The organism is Orrella dioscoreae (assembly GCF_900089455.2).
In the GTDB taxonomy this organism is placed as follows: domain Bacteria; phylum Pseudomonadota; class Gammaproteobacteria; order Burkholderiales; family Burkholderiaceae_B; genus Orrella; species Orrella dioscoreae.
Genome location: NZ_LT907988.1, coordinates 3,611,018 through 3,629,023, shown reverse-complemented (window position 1 = coordinate 3,629,023; position 18,006 = coordinate 3,611,018). Strand labels below are relative to the sequence as shown.

The 18,006-nt window shown below is 68.9% G+C and carries 20 protein-coding genes; 13 read left to right on the top strand and 7 right to left on the bottom strand.

Annotated features, from left to right (window positions below):
• Positions 1-98: 98 nt before the first annotated feature.
• Both tgt and queA read right to left on the bottom strand, forming a co-directional pair.
• Positions 99-1,235 carry a tRNA guanosine(34) transglycosylase Tgt gene (tgt, locus tag ODI_RS16800; protein WP_067755579.1) on the bottom strand — a complete coding sequence of 379 codons (1,137 nt, stop codon included), beginning with the start codon at positions 1,233-1,235 and terminating at the stop codon, positions 99-101.
• Positions 1,236-1,240: 5 nt separating this feature from the next.
• Positions 1,241-2,323: a tRNA preQ1(34) S-adenosylmethionine ribosyltransferase-isomerase QueA gene (gene queA, locus ODI_RS16795; protein WP_067755582.1), complete on the bottom strand. Its 1,083-nt coding sequence runs from the start codon at positions 2,321-2,323 to the stop codon at positions 1,241-1,243.
• Between the two features lie 292 nt (positions 2,324-2,615).
• Between queA and dacB the strand changes: the two genes are divergently transcribed.
• Together dacB and upp are read left to right on the top strand one after the other, a co-directional pair.
• A complete protein-coding gene (gene dacB / locus ODI_RS16790; RefSeq protein ID WP_098020930.1) occupies positions 2,616-4,025 on the top strand; it encodes a D-alanyl-D-alanine carboxypeptidase/D-alanyl-D-alanine endopeptidase in 1,410 nt (469 codons plus the stop codon).
• Positions 4,026-4,158: 133 nt separating this feature from the next.
• A complete protein-coding gene (upp, locus tag ODI_RS16785) occupies positions 4,159-4,794 on the top strand; it encodes a uracil phosphoribosyltransferase (protein WP_067755588.1) in 636 nt (211 codons plus the stop codon).
• Positions 4,795-4,863: 69 nt separating this feature from the next.
• Here upp and nirK read toward each other — a convergent pair whose 3' ends face one another.
• A complete protein-coding gene (gene nirK / locus ODI_RS16780) occupies positions 4,864-5,949 on the bottom strand; it encodes a copper-containing nitrite reductase (protein ID WP_067755591.1) in 1,086 nt (361 codons plus the stop codon).
• Between the two features lie 188 nt (positions 5,950-6,137).
• Between nirK and ODI_RS16775 the strand changes: the two genes are divergently transcribed.
• The gene (locus tag ODI_RS16775; protein ID WP_231968077.1) at positions 6,138-6,971 is read left to right on the top strand and encodes a Crp/Fnr family transcriptional regulator; all 834 of its coding nucleotides are present in this window, start codon (positions 6,138-6,140) and stop codon (positions 6,969-6,971) included.
• On the opposite strand, the gene ODI_RS16770 is transcribed toward ODI_RS16775, so the two are convergent.
• Both ODI_RS16770 and cysG read right to left on the bottom strand, forming a co-directional pair.
• A complete protein-coding gene (locus ODI_RS16770) occupies positions 6,869-7,660 on the bottom strand; it encodes a formylglycine-generating enzyme family protein (protein WP_067755596.1) in 792 nt (263 codons plus the stop codon). The genes ODI_RS16775 and ODI_RS16770 overlap by 103 nt on opposite strands.
• Before the next feature lie 90 nt (positions 7,661-7,750).
• The gene (cysG, locus tag ODI_RS16765; RefSeq protein WP_067755599.1) at positions 7,751-9,151 is read right to left on the bottom strand and encodes a siroheme synthase CysG; all 1,401 of its coding nucleotides are present in this window, start codon (positions 9,149-9,151) and stop codon (positions 7,751-7,753) included.
• Positions 9,152-9,420: 269 nt separating this feature from the next.
• Between cysG and ODI_RS16760 the strand changes: the two genes are divergently transcribed.
• The 6 genes from ODI_RS16760 (at position 9,421) to ODI_RS22725 (ending at position 12,569) form a co-directional block, all read left to right on the top strand.
• The gene (locus ODI_RS16760; protein WP_408635845.1) at positions 9,421-10,158 is read left to right on the top strand and encodes a hypothetical protein; all 738 of its coding nucleotides are present in this window, start codon (positions 9,421-9,423) and stop codon (positions 10,156-10,158) included.
• A 91-nt stretch (positions 10,159-10,249) separates the two neighbouring features.
• Positions 10,250-10,561: a DUF883 family protein gene (locus ODI_RS16755; RefSeq protein WP_067755602.1), complete on the top strand. Its 312-nt coding sequence runs from the start codon at positions 10,250-10,252 to the stop codon at positions 10,559-10,561.
• A gap of 56 nt (positions 10,562-10,617) precedes the next feature.
• A complete protein-coding gene (locus ODI_RS16750) occupies positions 10,618-11,052 on the top strand; it encodes a phage holin family protein (RefSeq protein WP_067755605.1) in 435 nt (144 codons plus the stop codon).
• A 45-nt stretch (positions 11,053-11,097) separates the two neighbouring features.
• Entirely contained in the window at positions 11,098-11,490 is a 393-nt protein-coding gene (locus tag ODI_RS16745; protein ID WP_067755608.1) for a hypothetical protein, read from the top strand.
• Between the two features lie 3 nt (positions 11,491-11,493).
• Positions 11,494-12,108, top strand: a complete 615-nt coding sequence (locus ODI_RS22730) for a ChuX/HutX family heme-like substrate-binding protein (protein ID WP_408635844.1) — start codon at positions 11,494-11,496, stop codon at positions 12,106-12,108.
• Positions 12,105-12,569, top strand: coding sequence for a ChuX/HutX family heme-like substrate-binding protein (locus tag ODI_RS22725; RefSeq protein WP_408635843.1), 465 nt, complete (start codon positions 12,105-12,107; stop codon positions 12,567-12,569). Before ODI_RS22730 ends, ODI_RS22725 begins: the two co-directional genes overlap by 4 nt.
• Positions 12,570-12,590: 21 nt before the next feature.
• On the opposite strand, the gene ODI_RS16735 is transcribed toward ODI_RS22725, so the two are convergent.
• Positions 12,591-14,135, bottom strand: a complete 1,545-nt coding sequence (locus ODI_RS16735) for a UbiD family decarboxylase (RefSeq protein WP_067755611.1) — start codon at positions 14,133-14,135, stop codon at positions 12,591-12,593.
• A gap of 95 nt (positions 14,136-14,230) precedes the next feature.
• Between ODI_RS16735 and ODI_RS16730 the strand changes: the two genes are divergently transcribed.
• The 3 genes from ODI_RS16730 (at position 14,231) to ODI_RS16720 (ending at position 15,677) form a co-directional block, all read left to right on the top strand.
• Positions 14,231-15,043 carry a lytic transglycosylase domain-containing protein gene (locus ODI_RS16730; RefSeq protein ID WP_067755614.1) on the top strand — a complete coding sequence of 271 codons (813 nt, stop codon included), beginning with the start codon at positions 14,231-14,233 and terminating at the stop codon, positions 15,041-15,043.
• A gap of 102 nt (positions 15,044-15,145) precedes the next feature.
• Positions 15,146-15,364, top strand: a complete 219-nt coding sequence (gene relB / locus ODI_RS16725; RefSeq protein WP_067755617.1) for a type II toxin-antitoxin system RelB family antitoxin — start codon at positions 15,146-15,148, stop codon at positions 15,362-15,364.
• A 37-nt stretch (positions 15,365-15,401) separates the two neighbouring features.
• On the top strand, positions 15,402-15,677 hold the full coding sequence (locus tag ODI_RS16720; protein ID WP_067755620.1) for a type II toxin-antitoxin system RelE/ParE family toxin: 276 nt from the start codon (positions 15,402-15,404) through the stop codon (positions 15,675-15,677).
• 115 nt (positions 15,678-15,792) lie between these two features.
• On the opposite strand, the gene ODI_RS16715 is transcribed toward ODI_RS16720, so the two are convergent.
• Positions 15,793-16,953, bottom strand: coding sequence for a pyridoxal phosphate-dependent aminotransferase (locus ODI_RS16715; RefSeq protein ID WP_067755623.1), 1,161 nt, complete (start codon positions 16,951-16,953; stop codon positions 15,793-15,795).
• A gap of 130 nt (positions 16,954-17,083) precedes the next feature.
• Between ODI_RS16715 and ODI_RS16710 the strand changes: the two genes are divergently transcribed.
• Positions 17,084-18,001, top strand: a complete 918-nt coding sequence (locus ODI_RS16710; protein ID WP_067755625.1) for a hypothetical protein — start codon at positions 17,084-17,086, stop codon at positions 17,999-18,001.
• Positions 18,002-18,006: the final 5 nt, after the last annotated feature.

The following is an 18,006-nucleotide window of genomic DNA, read 5'->3' as shown; positions in this document are numbered from 1 at the left end:
CTTAATGAAGCGATAGCCGCGAGCGATGCGCTAGCGCAACAGCGCCAGCGAAAAACCCCGCTTGCGCGGGGTTTCAGCAGGGTGAAGGGAGGGCGCCGCTACTCGACGCCGCGCGCCCGGTCGCGCGCGAACTGTTCGCGCCAGGCATCGAAGCGGCCGGCCTCGATGGCCTCGCGCATCTCCGCCATGATCTGCAGATAGAAGTGCAGGTTGTGCTGGGTGTTCAGGCGCGCGCCGGTGATTTCATTCGAGCGCTGCATGTGGTGCAGGTAGGCGCGCGAGAACTTGCCGCAGGTGTGGCAGGCGCAGGTCGGGTCCAGCGCACGGATGTCGTCGCGGTAGCGCGCATTGCGGATCTTCAGGTCGCCGTAGCGGGTGAAGAGCCAGCCGTTGCGGGCATTGCGGGTGGGCATGACGCAGTCGAACATGTCGATGCCGTTGGCCACGCCTTCGACGAGATCCTCGGGCGTGCCGACGCCCATCAGGTAGCGCGGCGCGTTGGCGGGCAGGCGCGGCGCGACGTGCTTCAGGATGCGCAGCATGTCTTCCTTGGGCTCGCCCACCGACAGGCCGCCGATGGCGTAGCCGTGGAAGCCGATCTCGGTCAGGCCGGCCAGCGACTCGTCGCGCAGGTGCTCGTACATGCCGCCCTGCACGATGCCGAAGAGGGCGTTGGGGTTCTCCAGGCCGTCGAACTCCTGGCGAGAGCGGCGCGCCCAGCGCAGCGACATGCGCATCGACCTGGCGGCTTCTTCCGCCGTGGCGGGGCGCCCCTTGATCTCGTAGGGCGTGCACTCGTCGAAGACCATGACGATGTCGGAGTTCAGCGCGTGCTGGATGCGCATGGATTCCTCGGGCGTCAGGAACAGCCGCGCGCCATCGATGGGCGAGGCGAAGGTGACGCCATCCTCGGTGATCTTGCGCAGGCCCTCCAGGCTGAACACCTGGAAGCCGCCCGAGTCCGTCAGGATGGGCTTGTTCCATTGCATGAAGCCATGCAGCCCGCCGTGCTTGCGCACGATCTCGGGGCCGGGGCGCAGCCACAGGTGGAAGGTGTTGCCCAGCACGATCTGCGCGCCGACCTCTTCCACCTCATGCGGCAGCATGGCCTTGACGGCGCCATAGGTGCCGACAGGCATGAAGATGGGGGTCTGCACCACACCGTGGTTCAGGGTGACTTGGCCGCGGCGGGCCTGGCCATCGGTGGCCAGCAGGTCGAAGGAAAGTCCGGTCATATCAATCAGGTCTCGATCAGCATGGCGTCGCCGTAGCTGAAGAATCGGTAGCGTTCGGCAACGGCGTGGCGGTACGCGCGGCGGATGGGGTCGACGCCGGCAAGGGCGGAAACCAGCATCAGCAGCGTGGACTGCGGCAGGTGGAAGTTGGTCAGCAGGGCATCGACGATGCGATAGGAAAAACCCGGCGTGATGAAGAGGCGGGTATCGCCGTCGGCGGGACCGGCCAGCTGCCGCCTGGACAGCGCTGCCCGGGCGGCGTCGTCGCCCGCCTTGGCGGCCAGTGCTGCCTGCGCGGCGGCCGACTCCAGCGCGCGCACGCTGGTGGTGCCGATGGCCAGCACCCGGCCGCCGGCGGCGCGGGTCCGGGCAATCGCGGCCACGGTCTCGGGCGGCACGGTGTACCACTCGGCGTGCATGATGTGCTCGTCCAGGTTCTGCACGCGCACGGGCTGGAAGGTGCCCGCGCCGACGTGCAGCGTCACGAAGGCGCGCTGGATGCCCTGGGCGGCCAGCGCGTCCAGCATGGCCTCGTCGAAATGCAAACCCGCGGTGGGCGCGGCGACGGCGCCCGGCTCGCGGGCATACACCGTCTGGTAGCGCGACACGTCCTCGGCGTCGGGCGCGTGGGTGATGTAGGGGGGCAGCGGGGTGGCGCCATGCGTGGCGAGCAGGCCCAGCACGGCCGAGGGGAAGCGCAGGTCGAAGAGTTCGCCTTCGCGGCCCAGCACGGTGACGTCGAAGGCGTCGGCCAGGCGCAGCGTCGTGCCGGCGGGCGGCGACTTGCTGGCGCGCACGTGGGCCAGGGCGCGATTGTCTTCGGTGATGCGTTCGACCAGCACCTCGACCTTGCCGCCCGTGGCCTTGTGGCCAGTCAGGCGGGCGGGGATCACGCGGGTGTCGTTGAAGATCAGCAGGTCGTCCGGACGCAGCAACCGGCCCAGCTCGGCGAACTGGCGGTCATGCAGGTCGCCCTTGGGATCCAGGTGCAGCAGGCGGCTGCCGCCGCGCGTGGGGGCGGGCGTCTGCGCAATCAGTTCGGGCGGCAGGTCGTAGTCGAAATCGTTGACGGTATAAGTGGGGGGCACGCAGGTATCACTGGCTGGAAGGTGGAGCGCCGGGCTGGGCAAGTGTCGCGTGGCCGCGACACGGCTGCCGTCCCTGGGCGCAAGGCGTTTTCCCCGGGGCGGCCCTGGGGCCGTGCCGGGCGCGGCAAAGCCGCATTTTAAGCTGCCTTCACACCGGGGCCTCCGCAGTTCTGTATGCTCACGATTTGTGTGTGCGGCGGAGCGTGGTTTCGCCGGGTTTTGCCAGGGGCGAGTGCGGATGACGGGCGTAGGAAGTTTCGGTTGGCGAGTGTTCAAACGCAGCGTATCCGGCATGGCGATCGCCGCCAGCGCGCTGACCCTGGCGGCGCAGCCGGCCTGGAGCCAGAGCAGCCGGCTTCCGTCCGAACTGGCAAGCGCCTGGCAGGCCACCAAGCTGCCTGACAGCGCGCTGTCGCTGGTGGTGCAGGAGGTGGGCGGTTCCGAGCTGCTGTCCATCAACGGTGAGCTGCCGCGCAATCCCGCCTCGGTCATGAAGCTCGTGACCACCTGGGCAGCCCTGGCGGAGCTGGGCCCCAACTATGTCTGGCGCACCGAACTCCTGACCGAGCCCGGCGCGCGCCCCAATGCGCAGGGCGTGCTGCCCGGCCCGCTGTTCCTGCGGGCGGGCGGCGACCCCATGTTCATGCTGCAGGACATGTGGACGCTGCTGCGCGAATTGCGCCTGCGCGGGGTCAGGCAGATTTCCGACGTCGTCATCGACCGTTCGCGCTTCGGCCAGGTCGAGATTGACCCGGGTGCATTCGACGGCGCCGCCGATCGTCCCTACAACGCCAGTCCCGATGCCCTGATGGTGGGCTTCGGCGCGTCGCGCCTCATCTTCACCCCCGACCCCGCCGGCCGCCGCTGGCTGCCCGCCATCGATCCTCCGCTGCCGGGCCTGAACATCGAAGGGCAGGTCGAGTGGAGCGACGTGCGCTGCCCTGGTCCGCCCGTGGTCCAGACCGAGCCGATCATGAGCGCCCAGGGCATTTCGCTGCGTGTGCAAGGCAAGGTGGCGGGGTCCTGCGGCGAGTTCAGCCTGTTCCGGCTGGCCATGTCGCAGACCGATTTCGCCACGCAGGTGATGCGCTATCTGTGGAAGGAGCTGGGCGGCACGTTCACCGGCCAGGTGCGCAGCGGCGCCGTGCCGCTCGACGCCGTGCTGATCGCCTCGCATGAGTCGCCCCCCCTGGCCGAAGTGATCCGCCAGATCAACAAGCGCAGCAACAACGTCATGGCGCGCACGCTGCTGCTGACCCTGGGCGCCGAGCGCGGTACCCGGCCGGCCACGGTGCCCTCCAGCGGCCAGACGCTGCAGGCGGTACTGGCGCGCCAGGGCCTGTCCATGCCAGAACTGGTGGTGGACAACGGCTCGGGGCTGTCGCGCAATGCCCTGGTGTCGGCCAACAGCCTGGCGCAGATGCTGACGCTGGCCTGGAATTCCAACGTCATGCCCGAATACCTGTCGTCGCTGGCCATTACCGGCGTGGACGGGACGGTGCGCCGCCGCCTGCGCAACGATCCCGCGCAAGGCATGGCGCACGTCAAGACGGGGTCGCTGCGCAATGTGCGCGCCATCGCCGGTTATGTGCTGGGTGCCAGCGGCAAGCGCTACGTGGTGGTCAGCCTCGTCAACGACGAGCAGGCAGCAGCGGTGCGCCCCTTCGACGACGCCCTGATCGCCTGGCTGGCGAACCGCTGAGGCGCTTGGGGGGCGACACCTCACGGGCCGCCCTGCTTGCCTTGGCGGCCCGCTTGCTATATAGATACGCCCGCTTACCAGCCGCGCCCCGGCCTTCATGCCCTTGCGCCGCGTCTTATTCCGGAGTTGTTCCATGCCCCTGTACGAAATCCGCCATCCGCTCATCCGTCACAAGCTGGGGGTCATGCGCCGGGCCGACCTGAGCACCAAGAGCTTTCGCGAACTGGCCCAGGAGGTGGGGGCGCTGTTGACCTACGAGGCGTCCAAGGACCTGCCGCTGGAGCCGCACGAGGTGGAAGGCTGGTGCGGCACGGTGCGCACCGAAAAGCTGGCCGGCAAGAAAGTGACCGTGGTGCCCATCCTGCGCGCGGGCATCGGCATGCTGGACGGCGTGCTCAGCCTGATTCCCGGCGCGCGCGTCAGCGTGGTGGGTATTGCGCGCAACGAGGAAACGCTCGAGGCGCACACCTACCTGGAACGCCTGGTGGGGGAACTGGACCAGCGCCTGGCGCTGATCGTCGACCCGATGCTGGCGACGGGCGGTTCCATGAACGCCACCATCGACCTGCTCAAGCGCGCGGGCTGCAAGGAAATCCGCGCGCTGGTGCTGGTGGCCGCGCCCGTGGGGATCGAGCGCGTGCTGGCCGCGCATCCGGACGTGTCGATCTATACCGCGTCGGTGGACGACGGCCTGAACGAGCATGGCTACATCATGCCGGGCCTGGGCGATGCCGGCGACCGGATCTTCGGCACGAAACAAAAGGACTGAGCAGAAGGACTGATCGCAAGAAAAACAACGCCCCTGCGAAGGGGCGTTGTTTCATTTCAGGGCCGTATATCAACGGCCGATGGGGGCAGGCGCCTTGATCTGCTTCATGAGGTCGTCGTTCCACTTGCCCTCGACCTTGAAGTGGCCGGCCGCGCCCAGTTCGAAGGCCTCGATGAGGTTGTGGTTCAGGTAGGCATAGATGCCGGGCTGCTTGAAGGTATAGAGCGCCGCGCCCGCCGAGCCGCCGCGGATGAACCAGGTCTCCAGGTCACGCTCGGGTGGATTGGCGAACTTGCCGGTTTCCCAGACCCAGTCGCCGTGGCCGCCGATCAGGTGCGGACGGGTGTCGCGGTTGGCCTGCGAGTGGATGATCATGACGGTTTCGCCAACCTTGGCCTTCAGGGCGTTTTCACCGGTCAGCGCGCCGACCTTGCCGTTGAAGACGATGTGCGAGGGCACCAGCTTGCGCATCACCTCCATGGTGTCCTGGTAGCTGTCGCCCAGCGTGGCGTAGTCCTTGTACTTGCCGTTGGCGTCCTTCGGGATGTACAGGTCGAATTCGCCGATGGTGTAGACGCGGTCATAGCGCAGCGACTTGCCGGCGGGGTCCTTCAGGCCATCGCGCGGCAGGACCATGATTGTGCCGCTCATGCCCGACACCACGTGCCAGGGCACCATGCCGGTGGGCGCGCAGTGATAGACGAAGGTGCCGCTGCGGTCGGCCTTGAAGCGCAGGGTGGCCTGCTCGCCCGGGTTCACCTCGGTCAGCTTCGCGCCGCCCAGCGCGCCGGTGGCGGCGTGGAAGTCCACGTTGTGCGGCATCACGTTGGTGGCCGGGTTCACCAGCGTCAGCTCCACATAGTCGCCCTCGTGCACGACCAGGGTCGGGCCGGGCATGGAGCCGTTGAAGGTCATGGCCTGCAGGGTGGTGCCCTTGTCGTCGATGACGACCTTCTTTTCCTCGATGCTCATGGTGAACTGCACCACCTTCGGGCCGTCCTTGGCGACTTGCTCGTGGGGGTGGACGTTGGGAGGCGCGACCAGTTCCACCTTCACGCGCGGCAGCGCGTCGGCGGCGTCGGCCGCCAGGGCGGGACCGGTCATCAGGCAGGCCACCAGCGCGGCGGCAAGCAGGGTGGGGCGTAGCACGTTCATTTGCAGCTCCTGTGGGTATGTCGCGAGTCTCGACACCTGCATTGGATGCGCGCGGGACAATGCCTTCTTTGCTGCATCACAAACTTGGCGGCAAAAAGGCACGGCCACGGCGTTGCCGCGCCGCCGTTGGGATGCCAGCATGAAGGCGAGGAAAGCGTGCCCGTCCGCGCACGCGTCTGGAGCCGTCCGTGCCGAGTCCCGCCGTCTTGCCTTCCGCCGCATTGAGTCCCGTCTATCTCCGCTCGTTCGCGCTGTTCGAACGGCTTACCGATGTCCAGCTGCAGTCGATACAGCAGGAGGCGCGCACGCTGCGCCTGCCGGTCTCGGCCTGCGCCTTCCGCCAGGGCGAGCCGGCCGCGCATTTCTACCTGCTGCTGCAAGGCCGGCTGAAGGTCACGCAATGCACCTGCGGGGGCGCCCAGGTGGTGGTGCGCTACGTCAATCCGGGGGATCTGTTCGGCCTGGCGCGCGCCATGCGCCAGCCGCTGTATCCGGCCTGTGCGGTGGCGGTGGAGGACAGCGTGTGCCTGGCCTGGCCCGCCCAGACGTGGCCGCGCTTCGTGGCCCTGAGCCCGGATGTCGCCGGGGCGGTCCTGCAGGCGGTGGGACAGCGGCTGCAGGATGCGCACGTGCGCATCCAGGAGCTCTCCACCGAAGAGGTCGAGCAGCGCGTCGCGCGCGCCATTCTCAGGCTGGTCGACCAGGCGGGCGAGCAGACCGACGAAGGCATCGCCATTTCCTTTCCGATCACGCGCCAGGACATCGCCGAGACGACGGGCACGACCTTGCACACGGTCAGCCGGCTGCTGAGCGCCTGGCAGCAGCGCGGCCTGGTGGTGAACCGCCGCAAGCGCGTGGTGGTCCGCCAGCTGGACGACCTGATCCGGCTGTCCGAAGGCGCGGCGGAGCAGCCGCTGAACTACTGTCCGATGTCCATGACCAGCCGCAAGCCGACGTTGGCGGGCGCGGGGCCCACCGAGCAGCCGCCGTTTTTGGGTTCGCGGATGAAGTCCGGGATGTAGGCGATGTGGCGGCCCGCCGCCACGCGGATGCCGCAGTTGGGCGTTTCGCCGTCCGCCATGTCCAGGTGCCGGCGCACATGGCAGTCCTGGGTCCATTCCCAGACATTGCCTTGCATGTCCTGCAGGCCGTTAGGGTTGGTGCCATGCGCGCCGAAGGCCTGCGGCGTGCCGTCCTCGATGGCCGGACGCAGGCTGTCTTCCTCGTACATGCGCAGCCACTGCTGCGCCCGGTCATCGGCCGAGCGGGCGTCCGCATCGCTGGCGCCGGGGGCCAGCAGGCCCGAGGCATAGGCCCATTCCGCATAGGTGGGCAGGCGCAGCGCCAGTCCGGTACTGGCCGACAGCCACGCGGCATAGTCCTGCGCATCGTTCCAGTTGATGCCGACCGCAGGCAGGCCGGACGCCGCCGCCGAGGCGCCCGGCGCGGCCTTGCAGCCGCCCGCCTGCACGCAGCGCAGGTATTCAGCCTGGCTGACCTGCCGCTTCATGATCCGCAAGCCTTGCGGGAAGCGCGCCGTGCGCGCCGGCGGCGGCACCGGATAGCCCGCGCGCAGGGTCTCGCCGGGCGGCAGATAGCGGATGTCGCCCGGCGCGAGCGTGACGAACTCGGGGGGATCGGCAGGCGGCGCACAGGCCGGCAGTCCGAAGAGCAGGGCGGCTGCCAGCGTGGCGGGTAGCAGGCGTGTCATGAAGGGGTCCGGCGGTGATCGACGGCTTCATTGAAGCCGTGATCCCGTGGGCCTTCTTTGTGCCGGAGCAAGCTCCGGCGAAGGGTGGGTTCAGTCCTGCGCGGGCAGGACCTCGCCGAACCAGGCCAGCTTGGGGCCGAGGCCGGCGACTTCACCCACGATGCACAGCGCCGGCGGGTGGATGCCCGCGGCCTGCGCGCGCGCGGCGATCTGGCCCAGCGGCGCGTACAGGGCGCGCTGGTTGGCACGCCCGCCGTTCTCGATCAGCGCACAGGGCGTGGCCGGATCGCGGCCATGGGCCATGAGCTTGCCGGCCAGGCGCCCCAGCTGGATGACACCCATGTAGAAGGCCAGCGTCTGGCCCGGTCGCGCCAGCGCGGGCCAGTCCAGGGTGTCCTTCTCTTCCTTGCTGTGCGCGGTGATGAACTGCACCGATTGCGCATGGTCGCGGTGCGTGAGCGGCACGCCGCCATAGGCCGCACAGGCCAGCGCGGCGGTGACGCCGGGAACGACTTCGTAGGGGATGCCGTGGGCGCGCAGGGATTCCAGCTCTTCGCCGCCGCGCCCGAAGATGAAGGCGTCGCCGCCCTTGAGCCGCACCACGCGCTGGCCCGCCTGGGCCCGCTCGCGCATCAGCACATGGATGCGCGCCTGGGTGGCGGCGTGGTCCTCGCCGGGCTGCTTGCCCACGAAGATCCGTTCGGCGTCGCGGCGCGCCAGGGCCAGCACGTCGTCGGCGACCAGCCGGTCGTGCAGGATGACGTCGGCTTCGTTCAGGGCGCGCAGTGCCTTCAAGGTCAGCAGGCCGGCATCGCCGGGCCCGGCGCCCACCAGCGTGACGCGCCCGGCGGGCGGCGCCTCGGCAGTGTCCAGGGCCTCCAGCAGCGCGGCTTCGGCCTCGGCGGGGCGGCCCTGGCGCAGCAGGCGCAGGACCGGGCCGTCCAGCAGCCAATCGTAAAAGCCCCGGCGGTTGGCCATGCCTGCCCGCCGTTCGCGGATGCGGGCGCGATGGCGGGCGGACAGCGCGGCCAGCGGCCCGAGGGCGTGGTCGAACATCGATTCGATGCGTTCACGCAGGCGGCGCGCCAGGACGGGCGCCGCGCCAGACGAGGAAATGGCGATCACGAGCGGCGAGCGGTCGACGATGGCGGGCACCTGGAAGCTGGAGAGCTCGGGGTCGTCGACCACGTTGACGAAACGCAGTTGGGCCTGGCCCGCCTGGGCCACCGCGGCGTTGACCGCGCGGTCGTCGGTGGCGGCGATGACCAGCCACTGGCCGTCCAGCCAGGCCGGCGTGAACGTGCCGGCCAGGTGGCGGATGGCGCCAGCGTCGGTCCAGGCCTGCAGGGTCTCGGTGAGCGCGGGGGCGCCGACCGTGACGGCGGCGCCGGCTTCGCGCAGCGCCTGGACCTTGCGCTGGGCGACGTCGCCGCCTCCCACCACCAGCACGGGACGGTGGGCGAGATCGGCGAAAAGGGGAAACAGTTTCATGGGCAGGGCGGGCGGCGGGGCGGGGGCGCGTCAGGCGCGCGGATGGGGCTGGCTATCGTAGAGGAGCGGGCTTCCTGCCGGCAACCGCGGATGGTGTTGGTGCTTATGCATATTGGTTATGAAGCGCCCGGGCGCCAGGCCCGTCAGTTTTGGACACGCCTGCTCGCACTCCGCGCGGAATCCTGTCCCGTCGCGGGTTACGATCCCTCGCAGGCCGCCGGGCACGCTCAAGCGTGTCCCTTGCTGGCGGTGTTTTTTCGGAGTTGCCCATGTCCATGCATGCCCTGATCCTGCGCGGCAGCCTTGCCGCCCTTGCCCTTCTTGCCGCGCCTGCCGTGCACGCGGGGGTCTGCGACGCCCGCTTCATGCACGACGGCGGGCGCCTGGTCCTGGCCGGCAGCGGCATCGTCAAGGTGTCGGCGGATCTCACGTTCTCGTCGGTGTCCAAGCGGGGCAAGGAAGATTGCAGTGCCCAGGTGTCCGGCACCGCCACCTATGCGCTGGCCGGCTTGCCCGGGGGCAAGTCGACCCTGGACCACGGCATGGCGGTGAAGGGCGGCCGCGCCACCTTCGAGCGGCGCGGCGACGCGGGCGCCTCGCCCCGGGGCGGCTTCGATCCGCGCCTGCTGGGGGTGTTCGGCTACGGCGTGCCCATCACGAAGGAAGGGCAGACGCTGCCCGCCGAGACCATCCGGCTGGAAGTCGGCGACCGAGGCCCGGAGGGCAAGGTGGGCGTGACGCCCACGGTGGTCCGCCTGGGCGAGAAGACGGTGGGCCGCAAGCAGCGCATCGAGACGGCTGCCGCCGGCAGCCAGGAATGCTGGCCGGTCAGCTATGCCCGCGACACCGACGCCACGCAGGCCAGCATCCAGGGCCTGGTCCTGCCGATCCCGGCCATGCGTTCGACCGTGACGGACTGGTTCTGCCCGGCACTGAACATGGTGCTGCGCCAGGACATCGTCCAATCGGGGCAGAAAGCGGTGATCGAGGTGACCGAGGTTCGCTAGGTCATCCGAGGGCGCGGGTAACGGCCATTCCTATCATTACAACGCTGCTATCATAGATTCCAAACTGAACATAACCTGAGGAGTGCATAGCATGACCATTCACTCGCAAGATGCGAAGGACAAGCTGATCGACAGCGTCAAACACAGCCTGACCGATGCCGAGGACCTGCTGCGCGAGGCGGCTGCCTCGACCGGCGATCGCGCCGCCGAATTGCGCGAGCGCGCCCTGCATTCGCTCAAGCGCACGCGTGAAGCGCTCTATGACGCTCAGGACGCACTGGTCGAGCGTGGCCGCAAGGCTGCCCGCGTCACCGACGACTACGTCCACGACAAGCCCTGGCAGGCGATCGCGGCGGTGGGCCTGACCGGCCTGCTGCTCGGCCTGCTGCTCGGCCGCCGCTGACGGGAAGCGCCGGGAACGGCATTGCCCGTTCCCGGCGCGCCTGTCGACGCCTCCCCATGGGACTGCGAGCCACTGCCGGCGCGATCTCCTCGGGCATGTTGTCTCTCTTGCGTACGCGCATGGAGATCTTCAGCCTGGAGCTCGCCGAAGAAAAATCCCGTCTGATCAAGGTCCTCGGACTGGCCTTTGGCGCCTTGCTGTTCACGGCGCTGGCCGTCCTGGTCTTCTCGATCCTGGTGGCCGTGATGTTCTGGCCCACCGACAACCGTTACCTGGCACTGGGCGTGCTGGCCGCCCTCTACGGCCTGATCGGCCTGGGCCTGTTCCTGGCCTTGCGCCGGCAACTGCTCGACGGCCCGGCGCCCTTCGCCGCCACCGTCGAGGAACTCGGCCGCGATGCCGAGGCCTTTGCCGGGCGCCGTGGCAGCGCCGCGGACGACGCCGGCGAGCCCCGCCGCGATCCTGGCCGCGTACGTGAGCCGCGGGGCTGACCCGGCTGTCCGCGCCTCCCCAACGACTCAAGCTTTCCGCCTCCCATGAACCCACGACACGCCGCCCACCTGGATCGCACTGTCCGCATCGAATTGCTGCGCGCGCGCGCAGCCCTGGAGCGCGAGGCGCTGGCCGCCAATGTCGCCGAAGTGGGGCGTTCGCTGGGGCCGCTGGCCTTGCTGAGCGGCGCCACGCGCTCGCGTGGCGGTTCGCTGCTCATGCAGGGGATCGGCATGTTGCGCCAATATCCCTTCCTCCTCTCTTCGCTGACCGCGCTGTTCGCGCGCGGCGCGGCGGCCAGCGGCGGCGTGGCGCGTGGCGCCGGGCGCGCCGTGAAATGGGGCGGTTTGGGCGTCATCGCCTGGCAGGCCTGGCGTCTGTGGCTCGGTGCGCAACGCCGGGCAGCCAGCTCTCGCGATTCCACTCCCTTCCGTTAAGGCGTGCCCTCGGCAGACGTCGAGGTTTCTTCCAGGACCCTCGACTTCGGCGCGCGGGGCGGAATGCTGCGCGCGCGCTTCCAGGCCTTGTCCGATGCCGAGCCGGGCCTGCGCATCCGCACCATGGCCAAGCGGCTGGGCGTGGCCGAGCTGGAGTTGCTGTGTTCGGGTTGCGGCGACCTGTCGGCACGGCCGCTGGCGGTCAGCCCCCAGGCGTTGTTGCGCGCCTTGCCCGCCATCAACGAGGTCATGGCCGTCACCCGCAATCCCTGGTGCGTGCACGAATGCACCGGCCGCTACGAAGGCGTGAGGGCCGAGCGGCAGGTGGGCCTGGTCACCGGCGACACCATCGACCTGCGCATCTATTTCAATCATTGGCACAGCATCTGGGCCGTCAGCCAGCCTGACCGGCGCAGCATCCAGGTCTTCGACCGCTCCGGCACCGCCGTCCACAAGGTCTATGCCACGCCGCAGACCCACATGCCGGATTTCGAGGCGCTGATCGAACGCCATCTGGGGCCGGACCGCGACGAGGACCTCGTCCTGCAGCCCTATCCGCCCACGGCGCCGCTCGAGCCGCCGGCCGATCCGGCAGGCTTGCGCGCGGGCTGGCCATGACCGAGACGCACCAGTTTTTTCCCCTGCTGCAGCGTTTCCGGGTGGGGCGCCTGCCCGCCCTGCAGGCGGTGGGGCCGGACCTGGCCCAGCGCATTCCCACCCGCTACCTGGAAGACGCCTTGCGCCGCATCTCGCTGCGCGGCCTGGGCGTGGTCTGCTATGTGAGCAACCGTGGCGTGGTTCAGATCTATACCGGCGCGCTCGACAACCTGAGCCGCAGTGGTGAATGGATCAACGTGCTCGACGCGCGTTTCAACCTGCACCTGGATATCGACCACGTCGATTCCGTCTGGGTGGTGAACAAGCCCACCGAGGACGGCTGGGTCACGGCGCTGGAGGCGTATGCCGAAGGGGGCGAGCTCATCGTGCAGTTCCTGGCCGCGCGCAAGCCGGGCAAGCCGGAGCTGCGCGCCTGGCGCGATCTGCTGGTGGGCCTGTGCGATGGGCCGCTGGCTGTCTGAACCGCCGCCGGCAGCCCGGGCCTAGAGGCCCAGTTCTCCCCACATGGCATCCACGCGCTGCTTGACCGCGTCATCCATCTTGATCGCGCGGCCCCATTCGCGCTGGGTCTCGCCGGGCCACTTGTTGGTGGCGTCCATGCCCAGCTTGCCGCCCAGGCCCGAGACGGGCGAGGCGAAGTCCAGGTAGTCGATGGGCGTGTTCTCGACCGTGACGATGTCGCGGACCGGATCCATGCGGGTGGTCATGGCCCACACGACTTCCTTCCAGTCGCGCACGTCGATGTCCTCGTCCACCACCACGATGAACTTGGTGTACATGAACTGGCGCAGCACGCTCCACAGGCCGAACATCACGCGCTTCGCGTGGCCGGCGTATTGCTTGCGGATGGACACCACGGCCAGGCGGTAGCTGCAGCCCTCGGGCGGCAGGTAGAAGTCGACGATCTCCGGCAACTGGCGGCGCAGCAGCGGCACGAACACTTCGTTCAGCGCCACGCCCAGCACGGCCGGCTCGTCGGGCGGCTTGCCCGTATAGGTGGTGTGATAGATGGGGTCGCGGCGCAGGGTGATGCGCTCGACCGTGAAGACCGGGAACCAGTCCTGCTCGTTGTAGTAGCCGGTGTGGTCGCCGTAGGGGCCTTCCAGCGCCATTTCGTAGTCGGACTTGGGCGGGGGCGGCGCGCCGTCGGGCACTTGCGGCGCGCGGGCGCGCGGATCGCTGGCCGGCAGCAGGTGGCCTTCCAGCACGATCTCGGCGCGCGCCGGCACCGACAGCGTGCTGCCCAGCGCCTGGGCGACTTCGGTGCGCGACCCCCGCAGCAGGCCCGCGAACTGGTATTCGGACAGGCTGTCGGGCACGGGGGTCACGGCGCCCAGGATGGTGGCGGGGTCTGCGCCCAGCGCCACCGCGACCGGGAAGGGCTGGCCGGGGTTGGCCAGTTGATGGTCGCGGAAGTCCAGCGCGCCGCCCCGGTGGGACAGCCAGCGCATGATGAGCTTGTTGCGCCCGATGAGCTGCTGGCGGTAGATGCCCAGGTTCTGGCGGCGGGCATTGGGACCGCGCGTGATCACCAGGCCCCACGTCAGCAGCGGCGCGACGTCGCCGGGCCAGCAGGTCTGCAGCGGCAGCCGGTTCAGGTCGACGTCGTCACCCTCGATGACCACTTCCTGGCAGGCCGGGCCCTTGATCGTCTTGGGGCTCATGTCCCACATGGCCGATTTCAGCATCGACACCTTGGAGATCGCGTCGCGCAGGCCGCGGGGCGGCTCGGGCTCGCGCAGCGAGGCCAGCAGTTCGCCCGTCTCGCGCAAGGCGCCTACGTCTTCGGCGCCCATGCCCCAGGCCACGCGCTGCGGCGTGCCGAACAGGTTGGCCAGCACCGGCATGCCGGCGGGGGCGTCTCCATGACGGGCGTTCTCGAACAGCAGGGCGGGACCGCCGGCGCGCAGCACGCGATCACCGATTTCGGTCATTTCCAGCTGGGTCGACACGGGCGCCTGGATGCGCCGCAATGCGCCGCGTTTCTCGATCTGGGCGATGAAGTCTCTCAGGTCGCGGTATTTCAACGGGTGCTTCCTACAAGAATTTGGTTACAAACGGTATTGCGATCAAAGGTTAACATCAGGCCCTTCTCTCACTCTGCTCACGCAGGAGGTACTCAATGCCCGATGCGTCGGACATGACTCCCGCCTGGCGCCGGCTGGCGACCAGCGCCCATCACCACCTGTCCGAACTGGTGCGTACCTGCGCCGTCTATCTTGGCATCGCCATGCTGGTTGCCGCCGGCATTATCGTGGCTTTGCCCAGTTTGCGCGGCCAGGCCGTCCAAGTCCACAGTGCCCTGTTGACCGCCATGGCGCCCGACGCCGTGCTGGCCCAGGCTGATGCCAACAACGACCTGACCGGCGATCCCTCCGCCCGGGCCAGCGGCGCCGCCATGCCTGGCGTGCGCAACTTCCTGAGCGCGATCGGCACTGCGCCGCCCGCCAAGGCCCTGAGCGCGACGGGCGCCTCGCGCGAACAGGTCGAGGCGCTGCGCGGGTACATTTCGCGCAAATACCGCGTGGCCTACGAGGCCACCGGCGTCCTGGTCAACACCGCCTATCTGGTCGGCCATGACCTGGAACTGGATCCCATCCTGCTGCTGGCGGTCATCGCCATCGAGTCCCGCTACAACCCCTTCGCGGAAAGCCACGTGGGGGCGCAGGGCCTGATGCAGGTGATGACCAGCGTCCACCAGGAAAAGTTCGAGCAGTTCGGCGGCGGCGATGGCGTCGCCCTGAATCCGGTCGCCAACATCCGCGTGGGCGGCCAGATCCTGCGTGACTGCATCAAGCGCCGCGGCTCCATGCAGGGCGGCCTGGCCTGTTATGTCGGCGCCACCGGTCCCAGCGACGGCGGCTACGGCGCCAAGGTCCAGGCCGAGCGCCGCCGCCTGGCGCTCGCGGCCGGCGTTCCGCTGCGCCGCGAGTAGGTGTTCCCCCGGACGCAGGCGCCAGCGCGCAGTCTTGCGGCGCTTGCTTTCCCAATTGGCGCCAGTCGCCTTAAAATGGTGGACCACCCAGGAGCTTTTGCTATGAGCGTAGCCCTCTCCCCTATCGTCTCGGAGTTCGAGACTGAAGAGCAAGCGGCCAGCCATGACCTTTGGTTTCGTGCGAAGGTGCAAGCCAGCCGAGACGACCCACGCCCCAGCATTCCCCATGATGAGGCGATGGCACGTATCCGTGAAAAATTGGCCGCCAAGCTGGCCGACCAGGAAGCAGCGCCCGCCATGCGGCGCAGTCGTGATCGTTAAGTCGTCGGTTTGAGAACCGGGCAGCCGCCCAGCCACGATGCTTCTTATATTTTGGAATGCTGCCGCAGTCGATGATCTGGACGACATCATCGACTACATCGCGGAATACGACGTGCATGCGGCCATCGACATGCACGAGCGGATTGAAAGCGCGGTGCATCCTGCCTCGGAACACCCGTACCTGTACCGTCCTGGCCGTGTGCCGGGTACACGGGAAATCGTGGCCCATCCCAATTACGTCGTGGTCTACGAAGTCCGGGCCGATCGCATCGAGGTCATGGCCGTCCTGCACGCTCGTCAGGAATACCCCTGAAACCCCGCCATCCGGGCCGGATGGCGTTGGGGCTGAGACTGAGTTTTGGACCTGCGTCTCGGCGCTTCAGCCGAGCTAGCACGCTCCATGCCGGTATTACACCGTTCATGGACCGTCAGCCCTTGAGCAATTTCTCCATTCTTGCCACGGCTTCCTGCAGGCGTTCCAGGGAGGCGGCGTAAGAGAAACGCATGGTGTGGTCGGCGTGGGCCGGGCCGAAGTCGTGGCCGGGGACGGCGGCGACGTTGGCTTCGTGCAGCAGGCGGTGCGACAGCTGGGTGCTGTTCATGCCCAGGTCGGAAATGTCCGAATAGATATAGAAGGCGCCGTCCGGGCGGACCGGCACGCGCAGGCCCAGGCGCTCGAATTCGGGCAGCAGGTAGTCGCGGCGGGCGCGGAAGGCGTCGCGGCGCTCGGCATAGATGGCCAGGGTGTCGGGCTGGAAGCACGCCAGGGCGGCATGCTGCGCCAGGGTGGGGGCGCAGATCGCCAGGCTGGAGGCGATGCGCTCGATGGCGGACACCATGTGCGGCGGCACGATCAGCCAGCCCAGGCGCCAGCCCGTCATGTGGAAATACTTCGAGAAGCTGTTGACGACGACGATGCCGTCGTCCAGGGTCAGGGCCGAGCGCGGGGCGTGTTCGTAGGACAGGCCCAGGTAGATTTCGTCGACCAGCGCCAGGCCCTGGCGGTCGCGGACTTCCGCCAGCAGCGCGGCCATTTCCGACGGCGCCACCGAGGTGCCGGTGGGGTTGCTGGGAGACGCCACCAGCACGCCACGCGTGGCCGGCCCCCAGTGGCTGCGTACGTCTTCGGCGGAAAGCTGGTAGCGGGCGGCGGCGGTGCTGGGCACGAGCTTGGCCACGCCGCCGGCGCTGGCGATGAAGTTGCGATTGGCCGGATAGCAGGGATCCGGCATGAGGATTTCGTCGCCCGGATCGACCAGGGCCATCGCGGCCAGCAGCAGGGCGCCCGAGGCGCCGGACGTCACGATGACGCGCGAGGGGTCCACCGGCGCGCCGAAGTGATCGCCGTAGAATTGGGCAATGGCTTCCCGCAGGGCGGTCAGGCCCGTGGGCGGGCTGTAGCCGCTCAGGCCGGCGCGCCCGGCGCGCTCGGCGGCTTCCAGCACCTGCGGCGGCGCGGTAAAGTCCGGCTCGCCGATACCCAGGCTGATGATGTCTCGGCCAGCGGCTTGCAGGCCGACTGCTTCCTTGAACAATTCGACGACCCGGAAGGGCAGGACGGTTTGGTTGCGTGACGCGAGGCGGGACATGGCGGGCAAAAAGCTCGATGGTAACGCCCAGCCGCGCTGCCCGGTGGCGGCGCCGGCTGCCCGGGCCGGGAAGGCCACGTGCGGACGTCAAATTACTTGAAGGTTAAATTGTAATCGTGAGCACCGGATCATGAGCACCTCGCGTCGCGCGTTTCTTTTTGGCCGCAAATTGCCTGACTCTGGCTGGCAACGCTTTTGCCAGCGGCTGGCGCGCACCTGCCAGGGCTTGTTGCGGGTGGCGGAAGACGGGGACGTGGCTGATCTGGCGCCTCTGCGCGCGCAGGATGTGCGCCACGCGCTGGCGCTGTGCGCCGAGCACGGCGTGCAACTGGCGCTGGCGGACGCGTCCGCGTCCCGGCCCATCCTGCCGACCTTGCGCGTCGACCCCTCGAACCTGAACGACCTGGCGCCCTTGCAGGGCGCGCCGGGGTTCTGGCGCGCCGGTCCCGGCTGCACCCTGGAGACGCTGGCAGCGGCAGGATGCACGCAGTTCCAGGTCGAGGCGGGCGCGGACATACCGGTCCAGACGCTGGCGGCCTGGCTGTCCGGCCCGGCGCCGGCGGTCTTGTGCCCCACCGGCCATGGCCTTGCCAGCGGCGTGGCGGCCTTGGACGTGTTGCTGGCCGACGGCAGCGCCATCACGCTGGGACCGTTTGGCGCCCAGGATCGCCAACCCCTGCGCGGGGCGACGCTGCAGGTACTGGTGCCGGCGCTTTTCGAGCTGTCCTCGAGCGAGGATGCGGCCCGCTGCCTGGCAGCACCGCGCTGGCCGTGGGCGGGCAGGCTGGATGCCTTGCAGCCGCTGCACGGAGGCGTCAACCTGGCGCATCTGCTGCTGGGGCAGGGCGGCGCGCTGGCCTGGGTGGAGTCCGTGCTGGTGACCGCGATGCCAGCCGCGCCGCAAGCGCCAGCCCGCCCTGTGACAGCGGCTGGGGACATGGCCGCCATTGATGGCGCGGGCGCCCGGCTGGCCGACGCGGTGAAGCAAAGATTCGATCCCCTGGGACGCTTTCCCGCGCTACCATTGCGCCTTTCCGACCCCTACTGATCTGG

Coding starts and splice junctions, on each gene's coding strand:
- tgt (WP_067755579.1), bottom strand. CDS start 1,235: ATGACCGGACTTTCCTTCGACCTGCTGGCCACCGATGGCCAGGCCCGC.
- dacB (WP_098020930.1), top strand. CDS start 2,616: ATGGCGATCGCCGCCAGCGCGCTGACCCTGGCGGCGCAGCCGGCCTGG.
- upp (WP_067755588.1), top strand. CDS start 4,159: ATGCCCCTGTACGAAATCCGCCATCCGCTCATCCGTCACAAGCTGGGG.
- nirK (WP_067755591.1), bottom strand. CDS start 5,949: ATGAACGTGCTACGCCCCACCCTGCTTGCCGCCGCGCTGGTGGCCTGC.
- ODI_RS16770 (WP_067755596.1), bottom strand. CDS start 7,660: ATGACACGCCTGCTACCCGCCACGCTGGCAGCCGCCCTGCTCTTCGGA.
- cysG (WP_067755599.1), bottom strand. CDS start 9,151: ATGAAACTGTTTCCCCTTTTCGCCGATCTCGCCCACCGTCCCGTGCTG.
- ODI_RS16760 (WP_408635845.1), top strand. CDS start 9,421: ATGTCCATGCATGCCCTGATCCTGCGCGGCAGCCTTGCCGCCCTTGCC.
- ODI_RS16755 (WP_067755602.1), top strand. CDS start 10,250: ATGACCATTCACTCGCAAGATGCGAAGGACAAGCTGATCGACAGCGTC.
- ODI_RS16750 (WP_067755605.1), top strand. CDS start 10,618: ATGGGACTGCGAGCCACTGCCGGCGCGATCTCCTCGGGCATGTTGTCT.
- ODI_RS16745 (WP_067755608.1), top strand. CDS start 11,098: ATGAACCCACGACACGCCGCCCACCTGGATCGCACTGTCCGCATCGAA.
- ODI_RS22725 (WP_408635843.1), top strand. CDS start 12,105: ATGACCGAGACGCACCAGTTTTTTCCCCTGCTGCAGCGTTTCCGGGTG.
- ODI_RS16730 (WP_067755614.1), top strand. CDS start 14,231: ATGCCCGATGCGTCGGACATGACTCCCGCCTGGCGCCGGCTGGCGACC.
- relB (WP_067755617.1), top strand. CDS start 15,146: ATGAGCGTAGCCCTCTCCCCTATCGTCTCGGAGTTCGAGACTGAAGAG.
- ODI_RS16720 (WP_067755620.1), top strand. CDS start 15,402: ATGCTTCTTATATTTTGGAATGCTGCCGCAGTCGATGATCTGGACGAC.
- ODI_RS16715 (WP_067755623.1), bottom strand. CDS start 16,953: ATGTCCCGCCTCGCGTCACGCAACCAAACCGTCCTGCCCTTCCGGGTC.
- ODI_RS16710 (WP_067755625.1), top strand. CDS start 17,084: ATGAGCACCTCGCGTCGCGCGTTTCTTTTTGGCCGCAAATTGCCTGAC.